Annotated in this window: 19 protein-coding genes and 1 tRNA gene; 6 read left to right on the forward strand and 14 right to left on the reverse strand. The window is 65.5% G+C overall.

Features of this window, described 5'->3' with window-relative positions:
- The first annotated feature begins 70 nt into the window (after positions 1–70).
- The 3 genes from FLG15_RS08135 to FLG15_RS08145 all read left to right on the forward strand — a co-directional run bounded on the left by FLG15_RS08135 (position 71) and on the right by FLG15_RS08145 (position 2,512).
- Positions 71–1,087, forward strand: a complete 1,017-nt coding sequence (locus FLG15_RS08135) for a LysR family transcriptional regulator (RefSeq protein WP_003485786.1) — start codon at positions 71–73, stop codon at positions 1,085–1,087.
- Between the two features lie 378 nt (positions 1,088–1,465).
- Positions 1,466–1,555, forward strand: a tRNA-Ser gene (locus FLG15_RS08140).
- Between the two features lie 351 nt (positions 1,556–1,906).
- Entirely contained in the window at positions 1,907–2,512 is a 606-nt protein-coding gene (locus FLG15_RS08145) for a DUF488 domain-containing protein (RefSeq protein ID WP_057678564.1), read from the forward strand.
- Between the two features lie 73 nt (positions 2,513–2,585).
- Here the strand turns inward: FLG15_RS08145 and FLG15_RS08150 are convergent, their stop codons facing one another.
- From FLG15_RS08150 to FLG15_RS08160, 3 genes are all read right to left on the reverse strand, one after another.
- Positions 2,586–4,697 carry a methyl-accepting chemotaxis protein gene (locus FLG15_RS08150; RefSeq protein WP_057678565.1) on the reverse strand — a complete coding sequence of 704 codons (2,112 nt, stop codon included), beginning with the start codon at positions 4,695–4,697 and terminating at the stop codon, positions 2,586–2,588.
- 272 nt (positions 4,698–4,969) lie between these two features.
- Entirely contained in the window at positions 4,970–6,160 is a 1,191-nt protein-coding gene (locus tag FLG15_RS08155; protein ID WP_150145810.1) for an FAD-dependent monooxygenase, read from the reverse strand.
- Between the two features lie 35 nt (positions 6,161–6,195).
- Positions 6,196–6,660, reverse strand: a complete 465-nt coding sequence (locus FLG15_RS08160; protein WP_017155047.1) for a MarR family winged helix-turn-helix transcriptional regulator — start codon at positions 6,658–6,660, stop codon at positions 6,196–6,198.
- A 471-nt stretch (positions 6,661–7,131) separates the two neighbouring features.
- On the opposite strand from FLG15_RS08160, the gene FLG15_RS08165 reads away from it, so the two are divergent.
- Positions 7,132–9,987: a hybrid sensor histidine kinase/response regulator gene (locus FLG15_RS08165; protein ID WP_150145812.1), complete on the forward strand. Its 2,856-nt coding sequence runs from the start codon at positions 7,132–7,134 to the stop codon at positions 9,985–9,987.
- 109 nt (positions 9,988–10,096) lie between these two features.
- Here FLG15_RS08165 and FLG15_RS08170 read toward each other — a convergent pair whose 3' ends face one another.
- Positions 10,097–10,441, reverse strand: coding sequence for a response regulator (locus tag FLG15_RS08170; RefSeq protein ID WP_017155051.1), 345 nt, complete (start codon positions 10,439–10,441; stop codon positions 10,097–10,099).
- 298 nt (positions 10,442–10,739) lie between these two features.
- Here FLG15_RS08170 and FLG15_RS08180 point away from each other — a divergent pair, with 298 nt between their 5' ends.
- Both FLG15_RS08180 and FLG15_RS08185 read left to right on the forward strand, forming a co-directional pair.
- Complete coding sequence (locus FLG15_RS08180) at positions 10,740–12,257, forward strand: ATPase domain-containing protein (RefSeq protein WP_057678599.1); 1,518 nt, start codon at positions 10,740–10,742, stop codon at positions 12,255–12,257.
- On the forward strand, positions 12,244–14,316 hold the full coding sequence (locus tag FLG15_RS08185) for a PAS domain-containing hybrid sensor histidine kinase/response regulator family protein (protein WP_150145815.1): 2,073 nt from the start codon (positions 12,244–12,246) through the stop codon (positions 14,314–14,316). The genes FLG15_RS08180 and FLG15_RS08185 overlap by 14 nt, the downstream gene beginning before the upstream one ends.
- Positions 14,317–14,669: 353 nt before the next feature.
- Here the strand turns inward: FLG15_RS08185 and FLG15_RS08190 are convergent, their stop codons facing one another.
- From FLG15_RS08190 to FLG15_RS08235, 10 genes are all read right to left on the reverse strand, one after another.
- Positions 14,670–15,377: a tetratricopeptide repeat protein gene (locus FLG15_RS08190; protein ID WP_057678570.1), complete on the reverse strand. Its 708-nt coding sequence runs from the start codon at positions 15,375–15,377 to the stop codon at positions 14,670–14,672.
- On the reverse strand, positions 15,371–15,868 hold the full coding sequence (locus FLG15_RS08195) for a cytochrome c-type biogenesis protein (RefSeq protein WP_057678571.1): 498 nt from the start codon (positions 15,866–15,868) through the stop codon (positions 15,371–15,373). Before FLG15_RS08195 ends, FLG15_RS08190 begins: the two co-directional genes overlap by 7 nt.
- Positions 15,868–16,410, reverse strand: a complete 543-nt coding sequence (locus FLG15_RS08200; RefSeq protein ID WP_057678572.1) for a DsbE family thiol:disulfide interchange protein — start codon at positions 16,408–16,410, stop codon at positions 15,868–15,870. Before FLG15_RS08200 ends, FLG15_RS08195 begins: the two co-directional genes overlap by 1 nt.
- Entirely contained in the window at positions 16,407–18,395 is a 1,989-nt protein-coding gene (locus FLG15_RS08205; protein WP_057678573.1) for a heme lyase CcmF/NrfE family subunit, read from the reverse strand. Before FLG15_RS08205 ends, FLG15_RS08200 begins: the two co-directional genes overlap by 4 nt.
- A 63-nt stretch (positions 18,396–18,458) precedes the next feature.
- Positions 18,459–18,929 (reverse strand): cytochrome c maturation protein CcmE, encoded by a 471-nt coding sequence (gene ccmE / locus FLG15_RS08210; RefSeq protein WP_057678574.1) that lies wholly within the window; start codon positions 18,927–18,929, stop codon positions 18,459–18,461.
- Positions 18,926–19,132: a heme exporter protein CcmD gene (gene ccmD, locus FLG15_RS08215; protein WP_057678575.1), complete on the reverse strand. Its 207-nt coding sequence runs from the start codon at positions 19,130–19,132 to the stop codon at positions 18,926–18,928. Before ccmD ends, ccmE begins: the two co-directional genes overlap by 4 nt.
- Complete coding sequence (locus tag FLG15_RS08220) at positions 19,129–19,887, reverse strand: heme ABC transporter permease (protein ID WP_150145817.1); 759 nt, start codon at positions 19,885–19,887, stop codon at positions 19,129–19,131. The genes ccmD and FLG15_RS08220 overlap by 4 nt, the downstream gene beginning before the upstream one ends.
- Positions 19,888–19,897: 10 nt before the next feature.
- On the reverse strand, positions 19,898–21,223 hold the full coding sequence (locus tag FLG15_RS08225; RefSeq protein ID WP_150145819.1) for a S8 family peptidase: 1,326 nt from the start codon (positions 21,221–21,223) through the stop codon (positions 19,898–19,900).
- A complete protein-coding gene (locus tag FLG15_RS08230; protein ID WP_057678578.1) occupies positions 21,220–21,882 on the reverse strand; it encodes a zf-HC2 domain-containing protein in 663 nt (220 codons plus the stop codon). The genes FLG15_RS08225 and FLG15_RS08230 overlap by 4 nt, the downstream gene beginning before the upstream one ends.
- Positions 21,879–22,472, reverse strand: a complete 594-nt coding sequence (locus FLG15_RS08235; RefSeq protein WP_209228153.1) for an RNA polymerase sigma factor — start codon at positions 22,470–22,472, stop codon at positions 21,879–21,881. The genes FLG15_RS08230 and FLG15_RS08235 overlap by 4 nt, the downstream gene beginning before the upstream one ends.
- Positions 22,473–22,494: the final 22 nt, after the last annotated feature.

Below are 22,494 nucleotides of genomic sequence, written 5' to 3' on the forward strand. Positions count from 1 at the left end.
CGGAGGTGTGCAGGCTATGTCGTTGCTCTGTTGGAATAAAGGTGATTAAATATCACGTATCGTTCTATCCATGGATACCTGCGCCATGCACGACCTGAATGACCTGTACTACTTTGCGATGGTGGTGGATCACGGCGGCTTTGCCGCTGCCGAGCGTGCGCTTGGCATCCCCAAATCGCGCCTGAGCCGACGCATCAGCCAGCTCGAGACCGACCTGGGTGTGCGCCTGTTGCAGCGCTCCACGCGCCGTTTCGCCGTGACCGACGTCGGCACCAGCGTGCACCGGCATGCGCAAACCATGCTCGCCGAGGCCCAGGCCGCGCGCGAGGTGGTGGATCGTCTCAGCGCCGAGCCGCGCGGTCTTGTACGTGTGAGCGTTCCTGTCTCGCTTGCGCAGATCCAGTTGCCCAAGTTGTTGCCGGAATTCCTGGCCAAGTATCCCAAGGTGCGGCTGCAGCTCAATATCAGCAATCGCCGCGTCGATGTCATCAACGAGGGCTACGACATCGCGCTACGCGTGCGCTCGCGCCTGGACGACGATGGCAGCCTGGTGATGCGCAGCTTCGGCCAGGTGCAGGAACTGCTGGTTGCCAGCCCCAAATACCTGGATCGCGCCGGGCGCCCCAAGGACCCCAGCGAGCTGGCCAATCACACCACCATGAGCACCAGCGAAGACGAAGCGCACCAGCGCTGGGAGCTGCACGGCCCGAACGGCGAAATGCGCCGCGTCGACCTGCAGCCACGCCTGGCCGGCTTCGACTTCCCGCTGCTGCAGTCGATGGCGCGCGACGGCTTCGGCATCACCATGCTGCCGGAAACCGTATGCGCCGAAGCGGTGCGTAGCGGCGAGCTGGAAGTGGTGTTGCCGCACTGGTCGCTGCCGCAGGGCATCTGCCATGCCGTGTTCGCCTCGCGTCGCGGCCTGCTGCCGGCGGTGCGGGTGTTCATCGACTTCCTGGCCGAACACCTGCCGCAGGAAATCGAGCGCTCACGCCTGGATTGCGGTGGCAATTGCGCCGAGTTAGCGGAAAAGCTCAAGCGTGCCGCCGGCACAGCGCCGCGCTTGGTGGTGGCCGAAGCGGGCTGAGCGTCTGCGGCGAAGCCTGCCAAGGCCCGGGTTGGCCGCGGAGGCCGGCCGGCGTGTACGTCGGCAGTCCCTCAGCTGCGGGGCAGTCAGTTCGCTGCAGATGTTATGCAGGCTGCCTGTGTGCTCAGGCGTCTTCGGCCGACCGCACCGTGTAGCGGCCGAGCACCACGAGCAGCCCGGTACGCTACGCCAGCCAACGGCGGTGGCGTCACTGAGCAAAACGTGCCCGGGCATGCGAGAATGCGCGCCCGGGAGCGATCCCGGGAAGAATGAGCCGCACAGGATGTTCGTGCGGCCATAGCCAGGGCCACCAGCGCAAGGCGGGGGCGCCCGCGTGACATCCGATCGATCCCTTCGGCGGTCACGCGCAGCAGCATCGGAGAGATGGCCGAGCGGTTTAAGGCACCGGTCTTGAAAACCGGCGAAGGGTCAAACCTTCCGTGGGTTCGAATCCCACTCTCTCCGCCACTTGTGGTTGCAAATCGCATAGGCGCCGTGACGTTCCGCCAACGCACACAGCTGGTCCCATCTCCTGTTCCATCCTCAGCGCGATGTCATCCTGCCGATCAATGTGTCATCGGGCTGGTCGCTCAGCGATGCGGTCGACCGCAGAGCAGGTGGTCGCGCTGCAGGTTTGCATCGCTGCCACCGCTTTCAGGGCGATCTGGTGTAAGCAGCGCTCGCCTTGCGACAGGAATTGCACGCGCTTAAAAGCAGATGAGCCAGATCCGCGTGCGGGCAGCTGTCGCGTGTCCATCACTTGCCGTCGGCGCCGGCAGTGATAGTGCTGTACTGCCACCCAGTTTAGCGATTGCTGCAATGCATGACCCCTCTGCTTTGATCAACACCGACGCGCCTGCGCTGCAGGCCGCTGGCGATGACGCCGGGAAGCTCTGGACGATCGGTCATTCCACCAGGACCTGGGAGGCGTTCGTTGCGCTGTTGCGCGCGCATCGGATCGAGGCATTGGTGGATGTGCGGCGCTTTCCAGGCTCGCGTCGCTACCCGTGGTTTGCCAGCGACACGATGGCGCAGGCATTGGATGCAGCGTCGGTGCGCTATCTGTGGCTGCCCGTGCTGGGTGGACGTCGCAAGGCGCAGCCCGGATCGCCCAATGGCGCGTGGCGCAACGCGGCGTTTCAGGGCTATGCCGACCACATGGCCAGCGCCGACTTCGGCGCCGGGCTGGAGCAGGCGATGGCCATGGCGCGGGAGCGGCGTACCGCGCTGATGTGTGCCGAAGCGCTCTGGTGGCAGTGCCATCGCCGCTTGATTGCGGATCTGTTGCTGCACCGCCGGTGGCAGGTGCTGCACATTCTTGGCGACACCGCGGTGCAGCCGCATCAGTTGAATGCCGATGCGCGCCCGGCTGGGCGCGATCTGATCTATCCGCCGCGGCAGGATGGCCTGTTTTCCGCCGAATAGGCGCCTGCGCTAAGTCCAAGCCCAGACGATCGCCGCAACCTTTGCGTGTGCATCGAACCCTATTCGCGCGGGCTCACAGCACCGTTGCATTGACCTTGAAGACTTCCACTGCGCGAGTGAGTTGCGTGGAGTGCTGCTCCAACGCATGCGCAGCGGTGCTGGCGGCTTCGACCAGGCGCACATTGTGTTGTGTGGTCTCGTCCATCTGCGCAATGGTGCGATTGACCTGTTCGATACCGCCGGCTTGTTCCTGCGAGGCGGCGGAGATGTGGGCCATGATGTCGGTGACATGTTGGACGCTGGTGACGACTTCGCCCATGGTGGTGCCGGCGGTATGCACGAGGGTGGAGCCCTCGGCGACGCGTTGTACGGAGTCGTCGATGAGCCGCTTGATTTCTTTTGCTGCATCCGAGGAGCGGTGCGAGAGCGTGCGCACTTCCGATGCGACGACGGCGAAGCCGCGGCCCTGTTCGCCGGCGCGCGCAGCTTCGACCGCGGCGTTGAGGGCCAGGATGTTGGTCTGGAAGGCGATGCCGTCGATGACCGAAATGATGTCGGCGATGCGCCTGGACGAGGCCTCGATGCCGGACATCTGTTCGATCACCTGGCCGACCACGTCGCGACCGTCCGAGGCGATGGCGACGGCGCCGCGCGCGAGCTGGTTGGCGCGCGTGGCGTGCTCGGCATTCTGCCTGACGGTAGAAGTCAGCTCTTCCATCGAGGCGGCAGTTTCTTCGAGGCTGGCGGCCTGTTGTTCGCTACGCTGCGCCAGCTCCTGATTGCCGCTGGCGATATCTTCTGCGGCGAAACTGATGCTGTTGGAGGTTGTCTGGATGCGGGTGACGATGTCGGTGAGGCGGTGCACGGTGCTGTTGGCATCGTCACGCATGGAGGCGAACACGCCGTGGAAGTTGCCGGACATGCGCACGGTCAGGTCGCCCTCGGCGATCGCACGCAGCAGCTCGGAGAAGCTGGCCAGGTTGGTGTCGGAGGTGGCCATCATGGTGTTGAGGTTTTCCACCATCAGGCGAAAATCGTGCTCGAACTTTTCCGGCTGGCCGCGTTGCGCGAAGTCGCCGGCGCAGGCGGCCTGGGTCAGTTCCTGGATCTGCGCGTTGATGGCCTGCAGGTTGCGCTTGACCTGCTGCATGGTGGCGGTGATGGCGGATTTTTCGCCGGGATACTGCTCGATGTCCTGGGTAAGATCGCCGATCGCGTAGTTGCCCATGACCTCGGTCATGCGCAACTGGGTCTGCACGTGGGCGTGCACGAGTGCGTTGGTGTCTTGCACCATGTCGCCGTACTCGCCGGGAAAAAGCTGCGCGTCGGTGCGATAGCTGATTTCGCCGGCGTCGTGGCGCGCGGCCATGCTGCGTTGCGCGGAGATCACCTCCTGCAGGCGCCGCTGCATCTGCTGCATGGCGCGCAGCAGTTGCCCGGATTCATCGCTACTGGTGGGGGTGTCCTGACTGCGCAGGTCGCCGTCGTTGATGCGTTGGGCCAGGCGCAGCGACTGGCGCAGCGGCAGCACCACACTGCGTGAGAGCACGAACGCGATGCCGGCGCCCAACAGCAGGGCGACGACGGTGGACATCACCATCAACATCGCGAAACCGCGCGCGGTGGCAACGGCTTGCCTCGCGGCTTGGCGATTTTTGGTTTCCTGCAGGTCGATGAAGGCATTGATGCTGGCCAGCCAGGCGATGAAGGCCGGGCGCGCTTGCTGCAGCAGGTGCTGTTCTGCCTGCGCCTTGTCGGCCGCATCGCGGAACGCGCGCACTTGCGCGATCAGCGGCAGGGTGCGTTGCTCGATGGCCTTGATCTGCTGGAGAATGTCTTTCTCTTTCGCATCGGTCGAGTTGGCGATCATGTCGTCCAGCGGTTGCGCAGCGCGGGCGTAATCGGCCGCGAGCTTGTCGATCGATTGTTCGGCGGCGTGGCGGTTCGCGGGGTCGTCCATCAGCACGACATCGCGCAGAGCGATCGCGCGGTCGTGGACGCTGCCACGGAAGTTGATCGCATAGCGTTGCTTGACGCTGTTGACCTCGTTGATGGCAGTGAGTTGCTGGTCGATGCTGCGAACGCGTTGGATGCCGACCACGGTCAGGATCACCATCAACAGGATGATCGCGAGAAAGCCAAGGGCCAGGCGCTGTCCAATGCGCAGATTCGGGAAGAAATGCATAGGGGTTCGATCGGTGTTCCGACTGGCGGAAGAGCGGGGGAGTCCCGGCAATTGCAGGGAGACGAATACGCACGCGACACCGCAGGAGCCAGCGCAACGCCCGCCCCTGCAGTGGTGTCTCGACGTGTTCGTTAGCGACCTCTAGCTTTGAAACTGAAGCCGCAGCGTCTGCCGGTTCAGGTGCCGTGGAGCTTCCGACGCGCGCCGCGCGATCTCTTCGCGCGCGCGGGCCGTGCTGCCGCGCTTGGCGCGCCGGTACCTGTCAAGGGCGCTTAGGAATAACGCGAGAGATCCGGCGCCTTGATCGCCGGCGTCATCCACTTTGCAGCGAGGTTCTGCACGCTTGGCTGGCTGGCGAGTTTGAGCGCGCCATGCAGCAGATGGATGCCGAGCCGGCTATGCGGGTTCATCAGGCGCGGGCCGATCTTCGGCACGCCCTGTGCCTGGTCGACCATCGGGCGCATGGCGCTGGCGTAGGCAGCGAAGGCTGCGTCCAGAGTGTCTGCGTGGGCGATTTCGTTGGCCAGCACATACGCGCCGGTCACTGCCAGGGTGGCGCCGATCCCGGCCAATGGCGTCGCGCACCACGCCGCATCGCCGGTAAGCACGGTGCGGCCGCTGTGCCAGCGTTGCATGCGTACCTGGCGCAGGGCATCGAAGTAGAAATCGTCGGTGCCGTGCATGCCATCGAGCACGCGCGCCGCCTGCCACCCGGCATCGGCAAAGCGCTCGTGCAGGTAGGCCTTCTGGGCGTCGATGCTCCAGTCCTGTTCGCCTTCGGGTGGTTTCTGCAGCGAGAGCATGGCGCGCGTGGTGCCGTGCCGGTCGGGGCGCAACGAGATGCTGCGCCCGCCGGTGGTGTGGTACCAACGCCACAACCGGTCGTCGTCGGCGCTGCGCGGGATGGTGAAGTAGGCGATGGTCAGATCCATCCAGCGCGGATCGTTTTCCCCGGGGAAGACCTGTTCGCGCGTCGAAGAGCCCACGCCTTCGGCGACGATCACTGCGTCGAAGCGTTCGCTGCATCCGCTTTCGAAGGTGACGGTTGCGGCATCGCTGCCGGCAGCGTCTTGGATGCTGGCGATGCGGTCGCCGAAGCGGTATGCCACATGGCTGCGCGCGGCATCGTAGAGCAGGCGGGCCAGATCGCCGCGCAGGATCTCCAGTTCGGCGGTGGGGCCATCGCCATCGACGTCTTCGGTCTTGAAGGTGGCGACGGCCTGGCCGTGCGCATCGATCCAGGCGGTGCCTTCTTCGCCGGTTCCCTGGGCCTGCGCGGCCTGTTCCAGGCCCATGCGTTGCAGCACCTCTCGGCCGACACCACGCACATCGATGTTCTGGCCGCCATCGCGAAACCGGCTGGCGCGTTCCACCACGGTGACATCGAAGCCACGATGGGCGAGTGTCCAAGCGGCAGTGTTGCCGGCGATGCTGGCGCCGGTGATGAGGATGCGACGCGGCATTGCAGTCACCAGGGCATTAAATATCAGGCGTGATATTACACGTCCTGGCCGTGACGCTCCATGTTCGCGATCAGCCGATGCATCAGTGCGACGGTCTGCTGTACCTCGTCGGCGGAAAAGCCTTCCAGCGCCACTGCGTTCATACCCAGCAGCGCACGGCCGCCAAGTTCGGCAATCTTACGCCCGCGGGCGGTGAGCGCCACCAGCGCGGCGCGGCGATCCTGCGGAGTCGGGGTGCGCTTGATGAGCTTCAGTCCCTCTAGCTTGTCCAGCAGTGCCACCATGGCCGGCTGCTTCACGGCCGAGGCGATGACCAGGTCGCGCTGCAGCATCGGGCCTTTCCAGGACAGTAGCATGATCGGACCGATCAGCGCCAGCGACACGCCGTGCGGCCGCAGTTCGGCGTCGACCAGACGGTTGAAGACCCGCGCTGCATGGTTGGCCAGATACCCCGGCGCGACCGCAGCCTGCGGATGGATGAGTTCATTCTGATCAAGCATCTGTAAGACCGTGCGTTGCCCTGGAGCCATCGGGCAATGTTACGTCTCCTGCGGTGCGGCATGGCGCTCGATGCTGCGCGGCAACGCGCGCGCCCGGCGGCTTGGCTGCCAGGACGATCCCGCGCTGCTGTGCAGCCCGATGACGGCACGACCCCATGCGCGCAGGTCGACGGCCGTACCGGCCGTGGCGTAGGCTGCGCGCTGCCGCACACGCAGGCGTGGAAGCTGCCTGGTTCAGTCGCCGCATACGGGAGTGGCTGGACGCCACCTGCCATAGGCCAGATGATGGGCGAGGACGCGCGGCTCCGGTGTTGCCGATGCGTCATAGGTTGCGGCGATCTGGTCTTTTCAACGGTTGGACATGATGTACGGATGGGTGATGGAGAAGCACGCAGCAGGCGACCTCGCGGTCGTGCACGGTGCGTGCTGGAACGGCGACCTGCGTGTGGACGCAATGCAGGGACGTCCTGCATGAATGCGGAATTTCCGCACGGCAACAGCGTCATGGCGCAGGCGGTGCGCAGCCACGACTGGGCGGCCAGCCCGCTGGGACCTACCGCTCAGTGGCCATCGCCATTGCGCAACGCGGTCGATCTGATGCTGGGTTCGCCCGAAAGCATGTATGTGGTGTGGGGCGATGCGCTGACCTTTTTCTACAACGACGCCTACACGCCGATCCTTGGGCCGCGCCAGGCGCAGGCGCTGGGTGCGCCGTTGCGCGTGTTGTGGGCCGACGCCTGGGAGGCGGTGCGCGAGCCGATCGAGGCGGCATTCGTCGGCCAGGCATCGCGCTTTGAGGAAGTGCCGATCGGCATGAATCGCTACGGCGTGCCGGAGCAGACCTGGTGGACGTTCTCGTTCTCGCCGATCTATCTGGACGATGGGCGGGTGGGCGGCGCGTTCTGCGTCACCAACGAAGTCACCGCGCGCAAGCTGGCGCAGGCGCGGCTGGCCGACGAACACGAGCGCCTGATCCGCCTGTTCGAGCAGGCGCCGATGTTCATGGCCTTCCTGAGCGGGCCGCAGCATCGGGTGGAGTTCGCCAACCCGTGTTATTCGCGTCTGATCGGCCACCGTGACGTCATCGGGCGGCCGTTGGCCGAGGCGCTGCCGGATGCGGTGGAACAGGGACATGTGCGCCGCCTGGACGAGGTGTACCGGTCCGGGCGCGCGTTTTCGGCCAATGCGCTGCCGTACAACGTGCAAGCCGTGCCCGGTGGTCCCACCGAGCCACGCTTGCTGGATCTGGTCTATCAGCCGATCGCAGGCGCCGATGGCACCATCTCCGGCATTTTCGTGCAGGGCCTGGATATCACCGACCGCATCAGCCTGGAACGCGCGGTGCGCGAAGCCGAAGTGCGCAACCGGCAGATCCTGGACAGCGTGATGGACTACGCCATCATCGCCACCGATATGCACGGGCGGGTGACGTCGTGGAACGAGGGCGCGCGGCGCATCCTGGGCTGGAGCGAGGCCGAGATGCTCGGGCAAACACTGCAACGTACCTTTACCCCGGAAGACGTCGAGCAGCGGCAGATGCTGATCGAGGCCGCTGCCGCACTGGAAAGCGGCAGCGGCATGGACGAGCGTTGGCACGTGCGCAAATCCGGCGAGCGGTTCTGGGCCAATGGCTCGCTGATGGTGTTGCGCGAAGAAACCGGCGAGGCGATCGGGTTCGTCAAGGTGTTGCGCGACCGTACCGCCGAGCGGCTGGCCAGCGAGGCGCTGCAAAAGAGCGAGCGGCGCCTGGACGCACTGGTACGCGCGTCATCGCAATCGATTTTTTCCGCCAGTGCCCACTGGCGCGAATTGCGCCAATTGGTGGGCGACGGCGTGCTGAGCGACGCGGCATCGGCCACGCCCGACTGGCAGGCGATGGTGCACCCGGACGACCGCGCGCGGTTGGCGCAAGCGCTTGCGCAGGCGACTGCCGCCAAGTCCGGTGTGGATGTGGAATACCGGGTGCTCGGCGCAGATGGGCAGGTGGGCTGGACCTTGATGCGCGCGATTCCGTTGTTGGATGAGCGCGAGCAGATCGCCGAATGGTTCGGCACCTCTGCCGACATCACCGACAAACGCGTGGCCGAAGAGCAGCTGCGGCAACTCACCGAGACGCTGGAAGAGCGCGTGCGCGAACGCAGCGCGGCGTTGTTGCTGGCCGAAGAGAAGCTGCGTCAAAGCCAGAAGATGGAGGCGGTGGGGCAGCTGACCGGCGGGCTGGCGCACGATTTCAACAATCTGCTCACCGCCATCAGTGTCGGCCTGGAACTGCTGCAGACGCGCATCGAACAGGGCAAGTACGACCGGCTGGAGCGCTATGTGGAAATGGCGCAATCCAGCGCCGCGCGCGCCACCGCACTGACCCAGCGGCTGCTGGCGTTTTCGCGCCGGCAGACGTTGGCGCCCACCGCACTGGATGTGGAGGCGCTGGTGCGCGGCATGCACGACATCATTGCGCGCACGCTGGGGCCGTCGATCGCGCTGCAGCTGCATCCGGCGGACCAGGCGTGGCAGGTGCTGGTGGATGCGCCGCAGCTGGAAAACGCGCTGCTCAATCTCTGCATCAACGCGCGCGATGCCATGCCCGATGGTGGGCGGCTCACCATCAGTCTGCATAACCGCGCGCTGGATGCCGCCGCCGCCCAGCAGCTGGATCTGCCGGCTGGCGATTACGTGTGCCTGAGCGTGCAGGACACCGGAACCGGCATGACCGCAGAGGTCATGTCCAAGGTGTTCGAACCGTTTTTCACCACCAAGCCCATCGGCCAGGGCACCGGGTTGGGCCTGTCGATGATCTATGGGTTCACCCGCCAATCCGGCGGGCATGTACGCATCGATTCGGAAGTGGGTGTAGGCACCACCATGGCCTTGTACCTGCCGCGCTTCACCGGCGTGCTGGCGCAGGGCGAGGTGGCACCTGCGGATGCGCCGCTGCAGCGCAGTGCTGCGCACAGTCGCACCGTGCTGTTGGTGGAGGACGAGACCGCGATTCGTGTCTTGATCTCCGAAGTGCTCACCGAGGCCGGCTACCGGGTGATCGAAACCGCCGAGGGCAGCGCGGCGGTGGAGCGCTTGCGCTCGCAAGAGCACATCGATGTGCTGGTGACGGACGTCGGCCTCACCGGTGGCCTCAATGGGCGCCAGGTTGCCGATGCCGGGCGGCAATCGCGTCCTGCATTGCCGGTGCTGTTCGTCACCGGCTATGCGGCCAGTGCCGCGGTGGGCGCGGGCCAGCTGGACGATGGCATGGAGGTGTTGACCAAGCCCTTCCAGGCCATCGAGCTGGAGCGGCGGGTGGCGCAGTTGCTGGAGCGGCGCGCGCGCTAATCGGTGCCGGTGCTGCGGGTCGTCGGCTGCACCGGCGTCGACGCCTGCAACCTGCATGTCGCGGCGAACATGGCGCAACGATGTTGCGTGCGTGCGCGGTTGGGCCTGCCTAGAGCGCCGTGTGTACGATGCCCAGCAGATCGCGCAGGGAAAATGGCTTGGTTAACAGACGCATGCCGGTATCCAGAAAGTCGGCACGTCTGGCGATTTCGCCCGCGTAGCCAGTCATGAAGACAATGGGCAGCGCGGGGTAGAGCCTGCGCGCCTGGTCGGCAAGGTCGCGCCCGTTCATGCCAGGCAGGCAGATGTCCGATAGCAGCAGATCGAACGGACATGCCCTGGTGAGTTGCGTGAGCGCATGTTCGGCATCGGCGGACGCCACCACGTGGTAGCCCTCGTCGCCAAGGATATCTGCAGCCATTTCGCGGATTGCGTCGTCGTCTTCGACCAACAGGATGCGTGCGTTGGGTGATGCGTGAGCCACTGCGGTCCTCGAGCGATCGCAATGCTGCGATGCTTCCAGACGCACGTTAGGCGCGCCTGCGTGACGGCGGCGTGGGATGCTGAGCTACGTTGCGTTCATCATCGCTGCCAACGTCATTTGCCACGTCGGCGAATGATCAAAAGACTCGGCAACCCTGGTGATTTGCGATACCTGCAGCAGCGATGCCGTGAATCGCGTCAAGCAAAGCAAGCTGATCAGTTCAGTCGCGCCCACCGGCGATTATCACGCACGTGTTAAATTCAGCTCTATGAAGAACGTGACGCCGATGATCGCAAACCGCATCACCACTGGCAGCACCGGGCTCGACACTATCTTGCGAGGTGGGTTGCCTGCTAACCGCTTGTACCTGCTTGAAGGCCAGCCTGGCGCCGGCAAGACGACGCTCGCACTGCAGTTCTTGCTGGATGGCGCGGCCAAGGGCGAGAGTTGCCTGTATGTGACCTTGTCGGAAACCATCGACGAACTCACTGAAGTGGCTGCCTCGCACCATTGGTCGTTGGAGTCCCTGCATATTTTTGAGCTGGCATCTGCAGAGGCGTTCCTTGGCGAAGGGCGGCAGCAATCCATCCTGCATCCGTGGGAAATGGAACTGGATGGCACCATCAAGCTCATCCAGGCCGAAGTGGGCCGGGTGAAGCCGACGCGGGTGGTGTTCGATTCGTTGTCCGAGTTGCGTTTGCTCGCGCAGGATTCGCTGCGCTATCGGCGCCAGGTACTGGCGCTCAAGCAGTATTTCGCGCCGCGCAACATCACCGTGTTTCTGGTCGACGATCTCACCGGCGAAAACGGCGAGCGGGACGCGCATCTGCACAGCCTGTGTCACGGGGTGATTTCGCTGGAGCGCATGACGCTGGAGTTCGGTGCGGCGAGGCGGCGCATGCAGGTGCAGAAATTGCGTGGCGTGGATTTCATCGCCGGCTATCACGACCTGGCCATCGTCACCGGCGGCATGCGGATCTATCCAAGGTTGATCGCCTCCGACCACCACCGGCCATTTGTCGGCGAGCCGGTACCGAGCGGCGTGGAGCGCATCGATGCATTGCTGCACGGCGGCCCGTTACGCGGGACCAGCACGCTGGTGACCGGGCCAGCCGGCTCGGGCAAGACCAATCTGGCCCTGCAGTTCGTGGTTGCCGCGTGCGAGCGCGGCGAGCATTGCTGCGTGCTGGAGTTCGACGAGCGCACCGGCACCTTGTTGAAGCGTGCCGAAGGCCTGGGCATGGATCTGCGCAAATATATGGATGCGGGTCTGCTGGAGTTGCATCAGATGGATCCGGCCGAAGTCACGCCGGGCGAGTTTGCCTGGACGGTGCGCGGCAGCGTGGAGGAGCGCGCGTGCCGCATTCTGGTGATCGACAGCCTCAACGGGTATCTGGCCTCGATGCCGCAGGAAAAGCAGCTGATGTTGCAGATGCACGAGCTGTTGTCGTATCTCAACCAGAGCGGTGTGACCACGTTCCTGATCAACCCGCAGCAGGGGCTGGTCGGCAGCATGGGCACCAGCAGCACCCTCAATGTCTCCTACATGGCCGACACCGTCGTCTTGCTGCGCTTTTTCGAGGCGAAAGGACGCATTCGCAAGGCGTTGTCGGTGATCAAGAATCGCAGCGGCGCACACGAAGATGCGATCCGCGAACTGCGCATCGGCAACAGCGGTCTGCAGCTGAGCGAGCCGCTGGAGAAATTCCACGGCGTGTTGACCGGTACACCGCAGTTTGTCGGAGACGACGGCCCATTGCTGGATCGTCCCCTTGACTATCTGTGACGCGGACGGCTCCATCGTCCATATCGTCGCGCCGTTCGGCCGCGATGCGCACAGCATTGCCAGCATCGTTGGCGAACGCGGACTGATATGCCGGGTCCATGCCACGCTGGGCGCGCTGGCAGGCGACCTGCACGATGGCTCCGGCGTGGTGGTGCTGACCGAAGAAGCCATCCGTGGCGACCTGCATGCGCTGTCGCACATCCTGCAAGGCCAGCAGGCCTGGTCGGACATTCCGTTCGTGTTGTTGCGTACGCCGCGTGGTACGCACAACCGCCGGCAGGTGCGGCTGCCGGCCGACATGACCAATGTCATCGAGTTGGAGCGGCCGCTGAGCTCGGCCTCGTTGCTGAGCGCCATCTCCACCGCGTTGCGCGCACGGCAGAAGCAGTTCGTCATCCGCGACCAGCTGGCGCATTTGGCCGAAAGCCGCGCCGCGCTGGCGCAGAGCGAGGCCGAACTGCGCCGCGTGACCGATGCGCTGCCGGTGCTGATCGCGTTCATCGACAAGAACCTGGTGTACCGCTTTGCCAACCGTTCTTACGAAGACTGGATTGGGGTGCCGCCTGCCAATGTGATCGGGCGTCCGCTGGTGGATGTGGTGGGGCCTGCGGTGGTCCAGGAGCGCCGCGCCTGGATCGAGGCCGCGTTGGCCGGGCAGACCCTGACCATCGAAACCAGCTGGCCGCATGCCGATGGCCGGCGCCGCGACGCGGAAATCCGCTACATGCCGCGCTTCGATGCAGACGGCAAGGTGGATGGATTCCATGTGTTCGCCACCGATGTGACCACGCGTGCGCTGGCGCTGGAATCGATCCAGCAACAGGCCAACCTGCTGGAAGCCAAGGTGGCCGAACGGACCGCCGAGTTGCAGCAGCAGATGCTGGCGCGCGAATCCAGCGAAGCTGCACTGCGCCAGGCGCAGAAGATGGAAGCGGTCGGCCAGCTCACCGGCGGCATCGCACACGATTTCAACAACATGCTCACCGGCATCTTGTCTGCGCTGGATCTGGCACGGCTGCGTATCGACCAGGGGCGCACCGAAGGGCTGGGCCGCTTTCTGGATGTGGCTTCCGCCTCGGCATTGCGCGCAGCTGCGCTTACCCAGCGCCTGCTGGCCTTCTCGCGGCGTCAGTCGCTACAGGCGCGGGATCTGCAGTTGAACGATCTGGTGGTGTCGCTGCAGGAGTTGCTGGCGCGCACGCTGGGCGAATCGGTGCGTCTGGAGATCGATCTCTGTGCGGAGCTGCCTCAGGCGTACGTGGACGAAAACCAGCTGGAAAGCGCACTGATCAACCTGGCCATCAACGCGCGCGACGCCATGCCCGACGGTGGGCAGCTGCGTATCGCAACCCGGCAGCTGCAGGTGGAAGACCAGCCGCTGGAACTCGGGCGTGGCATCGCCCTGGCGCCGGGGAATTACGTGGTGGTGTCGGTCGCAGACACCGGGACCGGCATGCCGGCCGACGTGCTTGAACGCGTGTTCGAACCGTTCTATACCACCAAGCCGATCGGCCAGGGCACCGGCCTGGGCATGTCGATGATCTACGGCTTCATGCAGCAGTCCAACGGCCAGGTGTGGGTGGAGTCGCAGCCGGGCACGGGCACCACGGTCAGCCTGTATCTGCCCGCCGGGGTCGCGGCGCAAACCGCAGTGCCGCAGACGCAGAGCGATGCGGTGCTGGCAGGGCAGGGCCAGCAGGTGCTGGTGGTGGAAGACGACGAGCAGGTGCGGCTGCTGGTCACCGAGCTGCTCAGCGAGCTGGGTTACCAGGCCGACGTGGTGGCCGACGCGGACGCGGCCCTGCCGATTCTTGCCTCGCCACGCCGGATCGACCTGTTGGTCACCGACGTCGGCCTGCCGGGACTCAACGGACGCCAATTGGCCGAGATCGCGCGGCAGTCGCGGCGCGATCTGCCGGTGATCTTCATGACCGGCTACGCGGAAACGGCGCGCGACCGTGGCGAATTTCTCGGCGAAGGCATGAGCATGATCGCCAAGCCATTCACGCTGGGCGAGTTCAGCGGAAAGCTGCACGATGTGCTGGGGCCTTCGGTCTGAGCACGGCTGGCGCGATGTGGCGAACCAGTTGAACGTGGATGCTGCATGGGAGCGACGTGTAACGGCCGCTTTCGCTCTCGGGTCACGAGCTGTTTGTCTCGCGATTGCGCGGTCTTTCGGTGGCTGCACTCCAGCTGGCAAGGTTGCGCGAGAGACTGCAATGCGATGACGGCGATTTGCCGCCACTGCACGGCACGATGCGTCGCGCTTGATTGTGCGATGCGCTGAGGCGGAGTGTTTTCGCCAGGTGCCGCGTCTAACGGATGACCAGCTGCTTGGCATGCTGCACACGCTGTGTAATTGCACTGCGTTGCAGCTATCGCAATCAGACCGCATCACGCAGGGGGCGTTGCTCAGCGCGTGCCATGCGCGGACTGCCGCGCGCTGGCCATCGATTCGGCCACCGCGATCTTGTCTGCCACCGCCTTCTGCATCGGCGATCCGGTTTCCAGCAAACCGTGCAGATGCCGCCAGTGCGCAGTGGCTGCGGCGAAGTCCTGCTGTTGAAAATCGCTGATGCCCAGCAACCAGAGCCCACGCTGGTTGTCCGGCTCGCGTGCGATCACCTGCTGCAAGCGTGTGCGCGATGCTGCGTCGATGGCGAAATCGTCGTGCGTGGCCATGTCCGCCGCTACCCAGCCCACAATGGCGGCGCTGATATCGGGAGCGATCTTGAGCGCTTGTGCATACGCCTCGCGCGCTTCGGCGGGTCGGTCGTTCTGCTCGAATGTCTTGGCTTGCTGCATGAAGCGATCCAGCGCCTGCGCCTGCGCATCGGCAGTGGTGCGTGCCGATTGCGCCTGCCCCGCAGCCGCAGACGGTGGCAGCGAGACGACGTGGGCTGGCTGCGCTGCATACACCTGCGTCACGATCGCCTCCGGCGCGCCCACCAGCCGATACAACCCGGCCGTGGCCAGCGGCAGGCCCAGTCCCAGCAGAATTGCCCAGCGGCGGCGCGCATCACCGCTGCCGGTGGGGCGGCGCAGCAGTGGTGCCAGCAACAGCAGCAAGGCCAGCGCCACCAGCACGGCACTTGCGATATAAAAACCCGCCATCACCATTCTTCCTCCGCCTGCGGCGCCACCGGCGTCCCGGCACGCGCACGGTGACGCACGGTGTGGACGACCACGCCGGCACCTGCAGCCAACATCAGCGCCGGCCCGAACCACAGCAGCCAGGTGCCGCGTTTGACCGGTGGGTCGTACAACACGAAATCCGAATAGCGATCGACCATGTACTGCTTGATCTGCGCATCGCTCTTTCCGGCCTGCAGTTGCGCGAACACCTGATGCCGCAGATCGCGCGCCAGGCTGGCGTTGGAATCGGCCAGGTTTTCGTTCTGGCAGACCAGGCAGCGCAGTTGCGCGGTCAAGCGCTGGAAGCGCGCTTCTTCGCTGCGGTTCTTGAACGGCAGCGGGTCCACCGCCTGCGCCGCCAGCGAGGGTGCCAGCAGCATGCCAAGCAGCAACACCAGCAACAACCGCACGCGGCGGCCTTGCGCGCGCCAATGCCAGCGCCAATGCAACACGCGTGTTTGAAGCGCCGAGGCCATCACGGCGTGTCCTTGCGCAGCGCGGCGATGGCCGGCAGCAACTCGTCGTCGATGGCATCCGGGGTCAGCACGCCGATGTGCTTGTAGCGGATCATGCCTTGGGCATCGATCAGGAACGTCTCCGGTGCACCGTAGACGCCAAAGTCGATGGCGGTCTGGCCGGCTTCATCGGCGATCACCACAGCATACGGGTTGCCAACGCGCGCGAGCCAGGCGGTAGCATCGGCGGGCACGTCCTTGTAGTTGTAGCCGATCAGCGGCACGCCGAGCCGGCTGGCCTGGGCCATCAACACCGGGTGTTCGTGCACGCATTCGGCGCACCAGCTGCCGAACACATTCAGCACGTAGGGTTTGCCCAGCAACTGCTCACGGCTGACGCGTTGCGCGGGCAGATCCAGCCGCGGCAACGAAAACGCCGGTGCCGGTTTGCCGATCAATGGCGATGGAACCTCGCGCGGATTGTGCTGCATGGTCCGCAGGATGCCGACGCCGAACAGCGCCGCCAGCAACACAAAGCCCAGCAAGGGCAGCAGACGATTCACGGGTGCGATTCCTGTGCGATGACGAGCGCTGGTTGCGCCGAAGAGGCGGCCGCGGTGTGTGCAGTCACCGGCGCACGAAAGCGGCGTGCGCAGGCGCTGACGAAACCGCCGAGCATCATCACCAGGCCGCCGGCCCAGATCCAGCGAATGAAGGGTTTGTAGTACAGCCGCAGCGTCCAGTCGTCTTCGATGTGCTCATCGTCCAGTGGCTCGCCCAGGGCCACATACAGGTCGCGGGCGATGCCAGGATCGATCGCCGATTCGGTCTGGATCCGCTCGCTGCTGTACAGGCGTTTTTGCGGATGCAGTTGCGCGACGATCTGGCCGTCGCGGCTGACCTGCACGCTGCCTTGTTCGGCTTTCCAGTTTGGCCCATCCACCAACTGCACCCCATCGAAACGGAAGCTGTAGCCGGCGATCTGCGCCGACTCGCCGGGCGACAGCCGCACATCGCGTTCCACCGACAGGCTTTCGGAGACCAGCACGCCGGCAACGAACACCGCCACGCCCGCATGTGCGATCAGCATGCCGGCCATTTCCGCCGGAAAGCGCCGCCCGCGCGGCATGTCGCGCCAGCGTTTGACCATGTACAGCGCAGTGCCCGCAGCCACCCATGCGGCCACGCCCATGCCGGCGATCGCCTTGGCCTGGCCATCGGCAAACACACTGCCGACCAGGGCACACGCAATTGCGGCGATGCCGGCGCGCGTGCCGAGTGCTTTCAAGGGTGCGACGTCGGCCTTGCCCCAGCGCAGGTATGGGCCGAACGGCAGCAACAGCACCACCGGCAACATCAACAACGGAAACAGCAGGCCGAAGTAGGGCGGCCCGACCGAGACCTTGCCCAGCGCAAACGCGTCGGCGATCAGCGGGAACAAGGTGCCCAGCAACACCATGGCCGCAGCCACGGTGAGCAGCAGGTTGCCCACGAGAATGCCGGTTTCGCGCGAGGCAGCGGCGAACGGTTTGCCGCTGGCGATCTTGGGCGCGCGCAGTGCATACAACAGCAACGAACCGCCGACTACCGCAACCAGAAAGATGAGGATGTACAGGCCGCGGCGCGGATCGGCCGCAAACGCGTGCACCGAGGTCAGCACGCCCGAGCGCACCAGGAAGGTGCCCAGCAACGACAGCGAAAACGCCAGGATCGACAGCAGGATGGTCCACGCGCGTAGGCTGCCGCGTTTTTCGGTGACCGCCTGGGAATGGATCAACGCAGTGCCGACAAGCCATGGCATGAAGCTGGCGTTTTCCACCGGGTCCCAGAACCACCAGCCGCCCCAGCCCAGTTCCGCATAGGCCCACCAGCTGCCGGCGACGATGCCGGCGGTGAGACAAGCCCAGGCCACATTGGTCCACGGCCGCGCCCAGCGCACCCAGGCCTGTTCCAGCTCGCCGCCGAGCAATGCTGCCACGGCGAATGCGAATGCCACCGAAAACCCGACATAGCCGGTGTACAGCACTGGCGGGTGGAAGGTCATGCCCGGGTCCTGCAACACCGGATTGAGCTCGTTGCCATCCAGCGGAATCGGCGACAGCCGCCCGAACGGATTGGAGGTCAGCAGGATGAAGGCCAGAAAGCCCACCGAGATCAGCCCCAGCACCGCCAGCACGCGGACGGCAAAAGGCTGCGGCAAGTGCCGGCTGAACGCGGCCAGCAGCACCGTCCAGGTGGCCAGGATGGCAATCCATAACAGCAGCGAGCCTTCGTGGGCGCCCCACACCGCGGCGAAACGGTAATACCAGGGCAGGGCGATATTGGCGTTTGCGGCGACATAGCCCACCGAAAAATCCAGCGACAACAACGACCAGGCGAGCAGGCCGAACGCCATCCAGACGAACACCGCCTGGCCCACGGCGGCAGGCCGCGCGATACCCATCAATGCGGTGTTGCCGCGCCAGGCACCGATCAAGGGCAGTACGCCCTGGGCGAGCGATAACAGCAGTGCCAGGATCAGTGCGATCTGGCCGAGCTCAGGCGTCATGGTCGAACCGCATAGTGAAACGGAAGGGAGTCATCGACGTGCGTGGTGCCCACTGGCCGCGCTTCAACGCGGCGCGGCCAGCGGTGCGGCGGTGGCGGGAATCGGCTTGCCAAGGTGGCCCTCGGCCATCGCATCCTTCAGCTCTTTCGGCATGTAGGTCTCGTCGTGCTTGGCCAATACTTCGTTGGCCACAAAGCGCCCGGCCTGCATGCGCCCGTTGGCGATGACCGACTGGTTGTCGCGAAACAGGTCCGGAAGAATGCCGGTGTACTCCACCTGGGTCGCCGCGTTTTTATCGATGACAGTGAAGCTGACTTTCAGCGAATCGCTGGAGCGCTGGATCGAGCCGGCCTTGACCATGCCACCGAGGCGGAATTGATGGTAACCGGCCGCTTCCCCCGCGCGTACCTGGCTTGGGGTGAACAGGTAGCTCATGTTCCGCTGCAAAGCGAACACGATGAGCGTGACGGCCAGCGCGGCGGCGGTGAGTACGCCGATCACAAACCACAGGCGTTGTTTGCGCGTGGCGTTCATGGCGCGTCGCGCTCCAGTGCCGGTACCGGTTGGTCGCGTGCATGTCGCGGGGCCTGCCGCTGCAACTGCCCGCGCAGCTCGCGCGGCAGCCGACGACGGCGTAGCCAGGGCGCTGCAAGATCGGCCAGCAGCACCAGCACGAATAAGGCATAAGCGGTCCACACGTACTGGCCGTAACCGCCCATCGCCAGAAAGGTGCTCATGCGGTGCGCTCCGTCAACACGATGCGGCGGACCCAGTCCTTGCCGCTTTCCAATGCCAGCAATTCCACCCGCACGCGGCCAAACAAGCTGGCGACGTAATAGCACTTGGTGGCCAGCATCATGGTCAGCAGCGGCCACAGCATGTCTGCGCTCATCGTGGAGGGGCCGAGCAGGCGCACGGTGGAACCCTGGTGCAGCGTGTTCCACCACACCACCGAGTAATGCACGATGGGCAGATTGACCAGACCCACCAGTGCGAGCAAGCCGGCGGCGCGCATTGCCTGGCGGCGGTCTTCCACCGCGTGGTACAGGCCCAGCACGCCGAGGTACAAGAACAGCAGCATCAACTCGGAGGTGAGCCGCGCATCCCAGGTCCACCAGGTGCCCCACATCGGCTTGCCCCACAGTGCGCCGGTGCACAGGGTGATGAAGGTGAAGGCTGCGCCGATCGGCGCCGAAGCCATGGCGGCCACTTCGGCCAGCTTGATGCGCCACACCAGCGCAATGAACGCCGAAACGCCCATCGCCGCGTAGATGAAAAGACTCATCCAGGCACTGGGCACGTGGATGAAGATGATGCGGTATGCATCGTGCTGCTGGTAATCCGGCGGTGCCAGGACCAGGCCGCCGTAGGCTGCGACCGCGCCGAGCAACGCGGCCAGCCCTAGCGCCCACGGGCGCACGCTGCCGGCGACACGATAGAAGGTCGGCGGCGAGCTGAGTCGATGCAGCCACAAGGGAATCCACTTGGCCATGCCGGTGCCGTCAGTTGGAGTGTTTGGCGTGAGGCGCCAGCGCCTGCACTGCGGCGCCGGCGTTGACCTGCAACTGCCCGTCGGAGACCTTGCTGGTGCGCTGCATGAGCTCGCGCAACGCCTTGGCATCCATCGACGGTTGCAGCGACAACAGCAGCGCGGCCATGCCGCTGACATGTGCGGCGGCCATCGACGAGCCGGAGGTGAAGTCGTAGCGGCCGTTCGGTTGCGTGGTCAGGATGTCCTTGCCGGGCGCGCTGAGCACGCCGGGCATGGCCGGTGTTGCGCTGCTGCTGCGCACGACCAGCACGCCGGGGACGTCGTTGGGAAAGCCATCCAGACGCCCGTTCGGTGGCATTGCCGCCACCACGATGCGGCCCTGTTGCACCAGCTGCTGCAGCATCTTGCTCAGCAGCGGATCGGCGGGGCCGCCCAGGCTCAGGTTGATCACGCGCGCGGAGCTGTTGTCGATCGCCGCCAGCGCCTTGGCCAGGGTGAAGGTGTTGCAACGTGCGGTGGCGCCGACCGTAGGCGCGTACCAGCATGCCTTGTAGATACTCAACATGGCCTTGGGTGCCATGCCGACGATGCCCTGGTGATTGTTGCTGCCGGCGGCAATGATGCCGGCCACTTCGGTACCGTGCGAATCGGTACTGGTCTTCGCCGGTGTGTCGTCGACCAGATCGTGCACCTCGCGGATGCGCGCCTTCAGGTCGGGGTGGTTGGTGTCCACGCCGGTATCGACGACGGCGATCAGCACGCCGCGGCCCTCGGTCACGGTCTGTGCGCTGGCGGCATCGGTGTCGATAAAGCCGCGTTGCATGTCCACGTACGGGTCGTTGTAGCTGGACAGCGAGGTCGTCTTTTCCGACGCATCGGCGGAGAACACCGAAAAGTCCTGCACTGGCTGCACCAGCTCCACGCCTTCGTCGTCGGCCAATGCACTGACCAGTGCATCGCGCGACACGCCCGGCGGCGGTTGCAGCACAGCGCAATACAGGCCCAGCGAGGTGATCGGCCAGGCCGAGACCTCGCGTAATTTGTAGCGCTGCTTGATGCTGTCCATGCGCGCGGCAGCCTTCTGGCCGGCGCCGTAATAGCTGGATGCGTAGCCGATAAGGCTGGAGCCGGCGCGGGCCGGCGGTGCGGCGAGCGGGTTGGCCACCGCCAGCAGGATGTCGCGGCTGCTGTCGGGCGTTTGCGCATCGGCCAGCGGCGTGGGGGTGCCGGCAACGTCCGTCACCGGCTCCTGGAGGGCTGCGGCAGCGTGCGCGTTGGAGGGCGCGCCCAGGCCGGCGAACGCGGCGATCAGGCCAATGGCGAACAGGCGATTCATGGGGCCGAGACGATCTCCGCCAGCCGGATGCCCGGGGTGGCGCGTAGTTGCTGCACGGTCTGCTGCGGCTGCGCCGGGGGCCGCGGTGCGGCCGGCACCACGGTGTAGGCGCCCATGTCGTTGGGGCCGCCGACCACCTGCAACTGCTGCGCATGCAGCAGCCGGTCCCAGTCGGCCACGGTCATCCTTGCGTCCGGCACCACGCGGATGGCGCCCTGCGGCACCGGCAAGGCCGCGACGCTGCTGAGCGTGCGGTAGTCGTGCGATGGCGATGGCGCGGGCGAGGCCAGCTTGACGCCCATCACGCCCAGCCCGATGGCCTGGACCAGCGCGGCGGCGGCCAGGGCGCGGACCGTCCAACTGCCGGAGCGGCGTGCGGCGGGCGCGCGCGCAGGTGCGCTGTGCTGCTCCGGTGCATCCAGGCGGCCGAGCAGGCGTTGCAGACCGGCGTTCGGGTCCAGCTTCACTGTCGATGGCAGCGCCAGGGCCTGGCGCAGGCGATTCTGTTGGGCGAATTCGGCGCTACACGAGGCGCACTTGGCCACGTGCGCGATCAGCCAGGTGTTTTCTTCTTCGGTGGCACTGTCCAGCAGCACCGCCGGCATCAATTCCCAGGCGTGCGAGCATTCCTTGCCAGGCGCGATGAAAAACGTCTTCATTGCATGGTCTCCGTGCAAGGGGCGCCGCCGGCCAGGCCGGGCAGCACATTGCGTAATTTGACCCGGGCGTGGAACAGCCGGGCTTTGATGGTGCCAACCGGGCACTGCATGATGTCGGCCACTTCTTCGAGCTTGTGGCCGACGCCGTAGACCAGTTCGACCACCAGGCGCTGGTCCGGCGACAGCCGTTCCATGCCCTTGTCCAGCCAGTCGCGCAGTTCGCGGTCGTCGTTGTCGTCGGCGCTGGGGGCGTGGTCTTCCACCAGGGCGGTGTCGTCGATGGCTTCGCCGTCATGCTGGCGCAGGCATTTGAGTCCGCAGCGGTAGGCGATGCCCATGATCCAGGTGGACACCTGCGAGTCGCCGCGGAAGTCGCCGGCCTTTTGCCAGGCGATCCAGAAGCAATCGTTGATGGCCTCTTCGATGAGGTCCGGGCGGCGGGTCAGCCGCGACAGGAAGCGGCACAGCCGGCCGTGATAGCTGTGGTACATGCTGGCCAGCGCGTCGCGATCGCCCCCGGCCATGCGGCGCAACAGCATGCGGTCGGTGGCATCGCCCAGGGTGTCGGTGTCATTCATCGGTGGAGGCATGGCAGGTAACCCACGTCAGTGC

The organism is Xanthomonas phaseoli pv. dieffenbachiae (assembly GCF_008639345.1).
In the GTDB taxonomy this organism is placed as follows: domain Bacteria; phylum Pseudomonadota; class Gammaproteobacteria; order Xanthomonadales; family Xanthomonadaceae; genus Xanthomonas; species Xanthomonas phaseoli.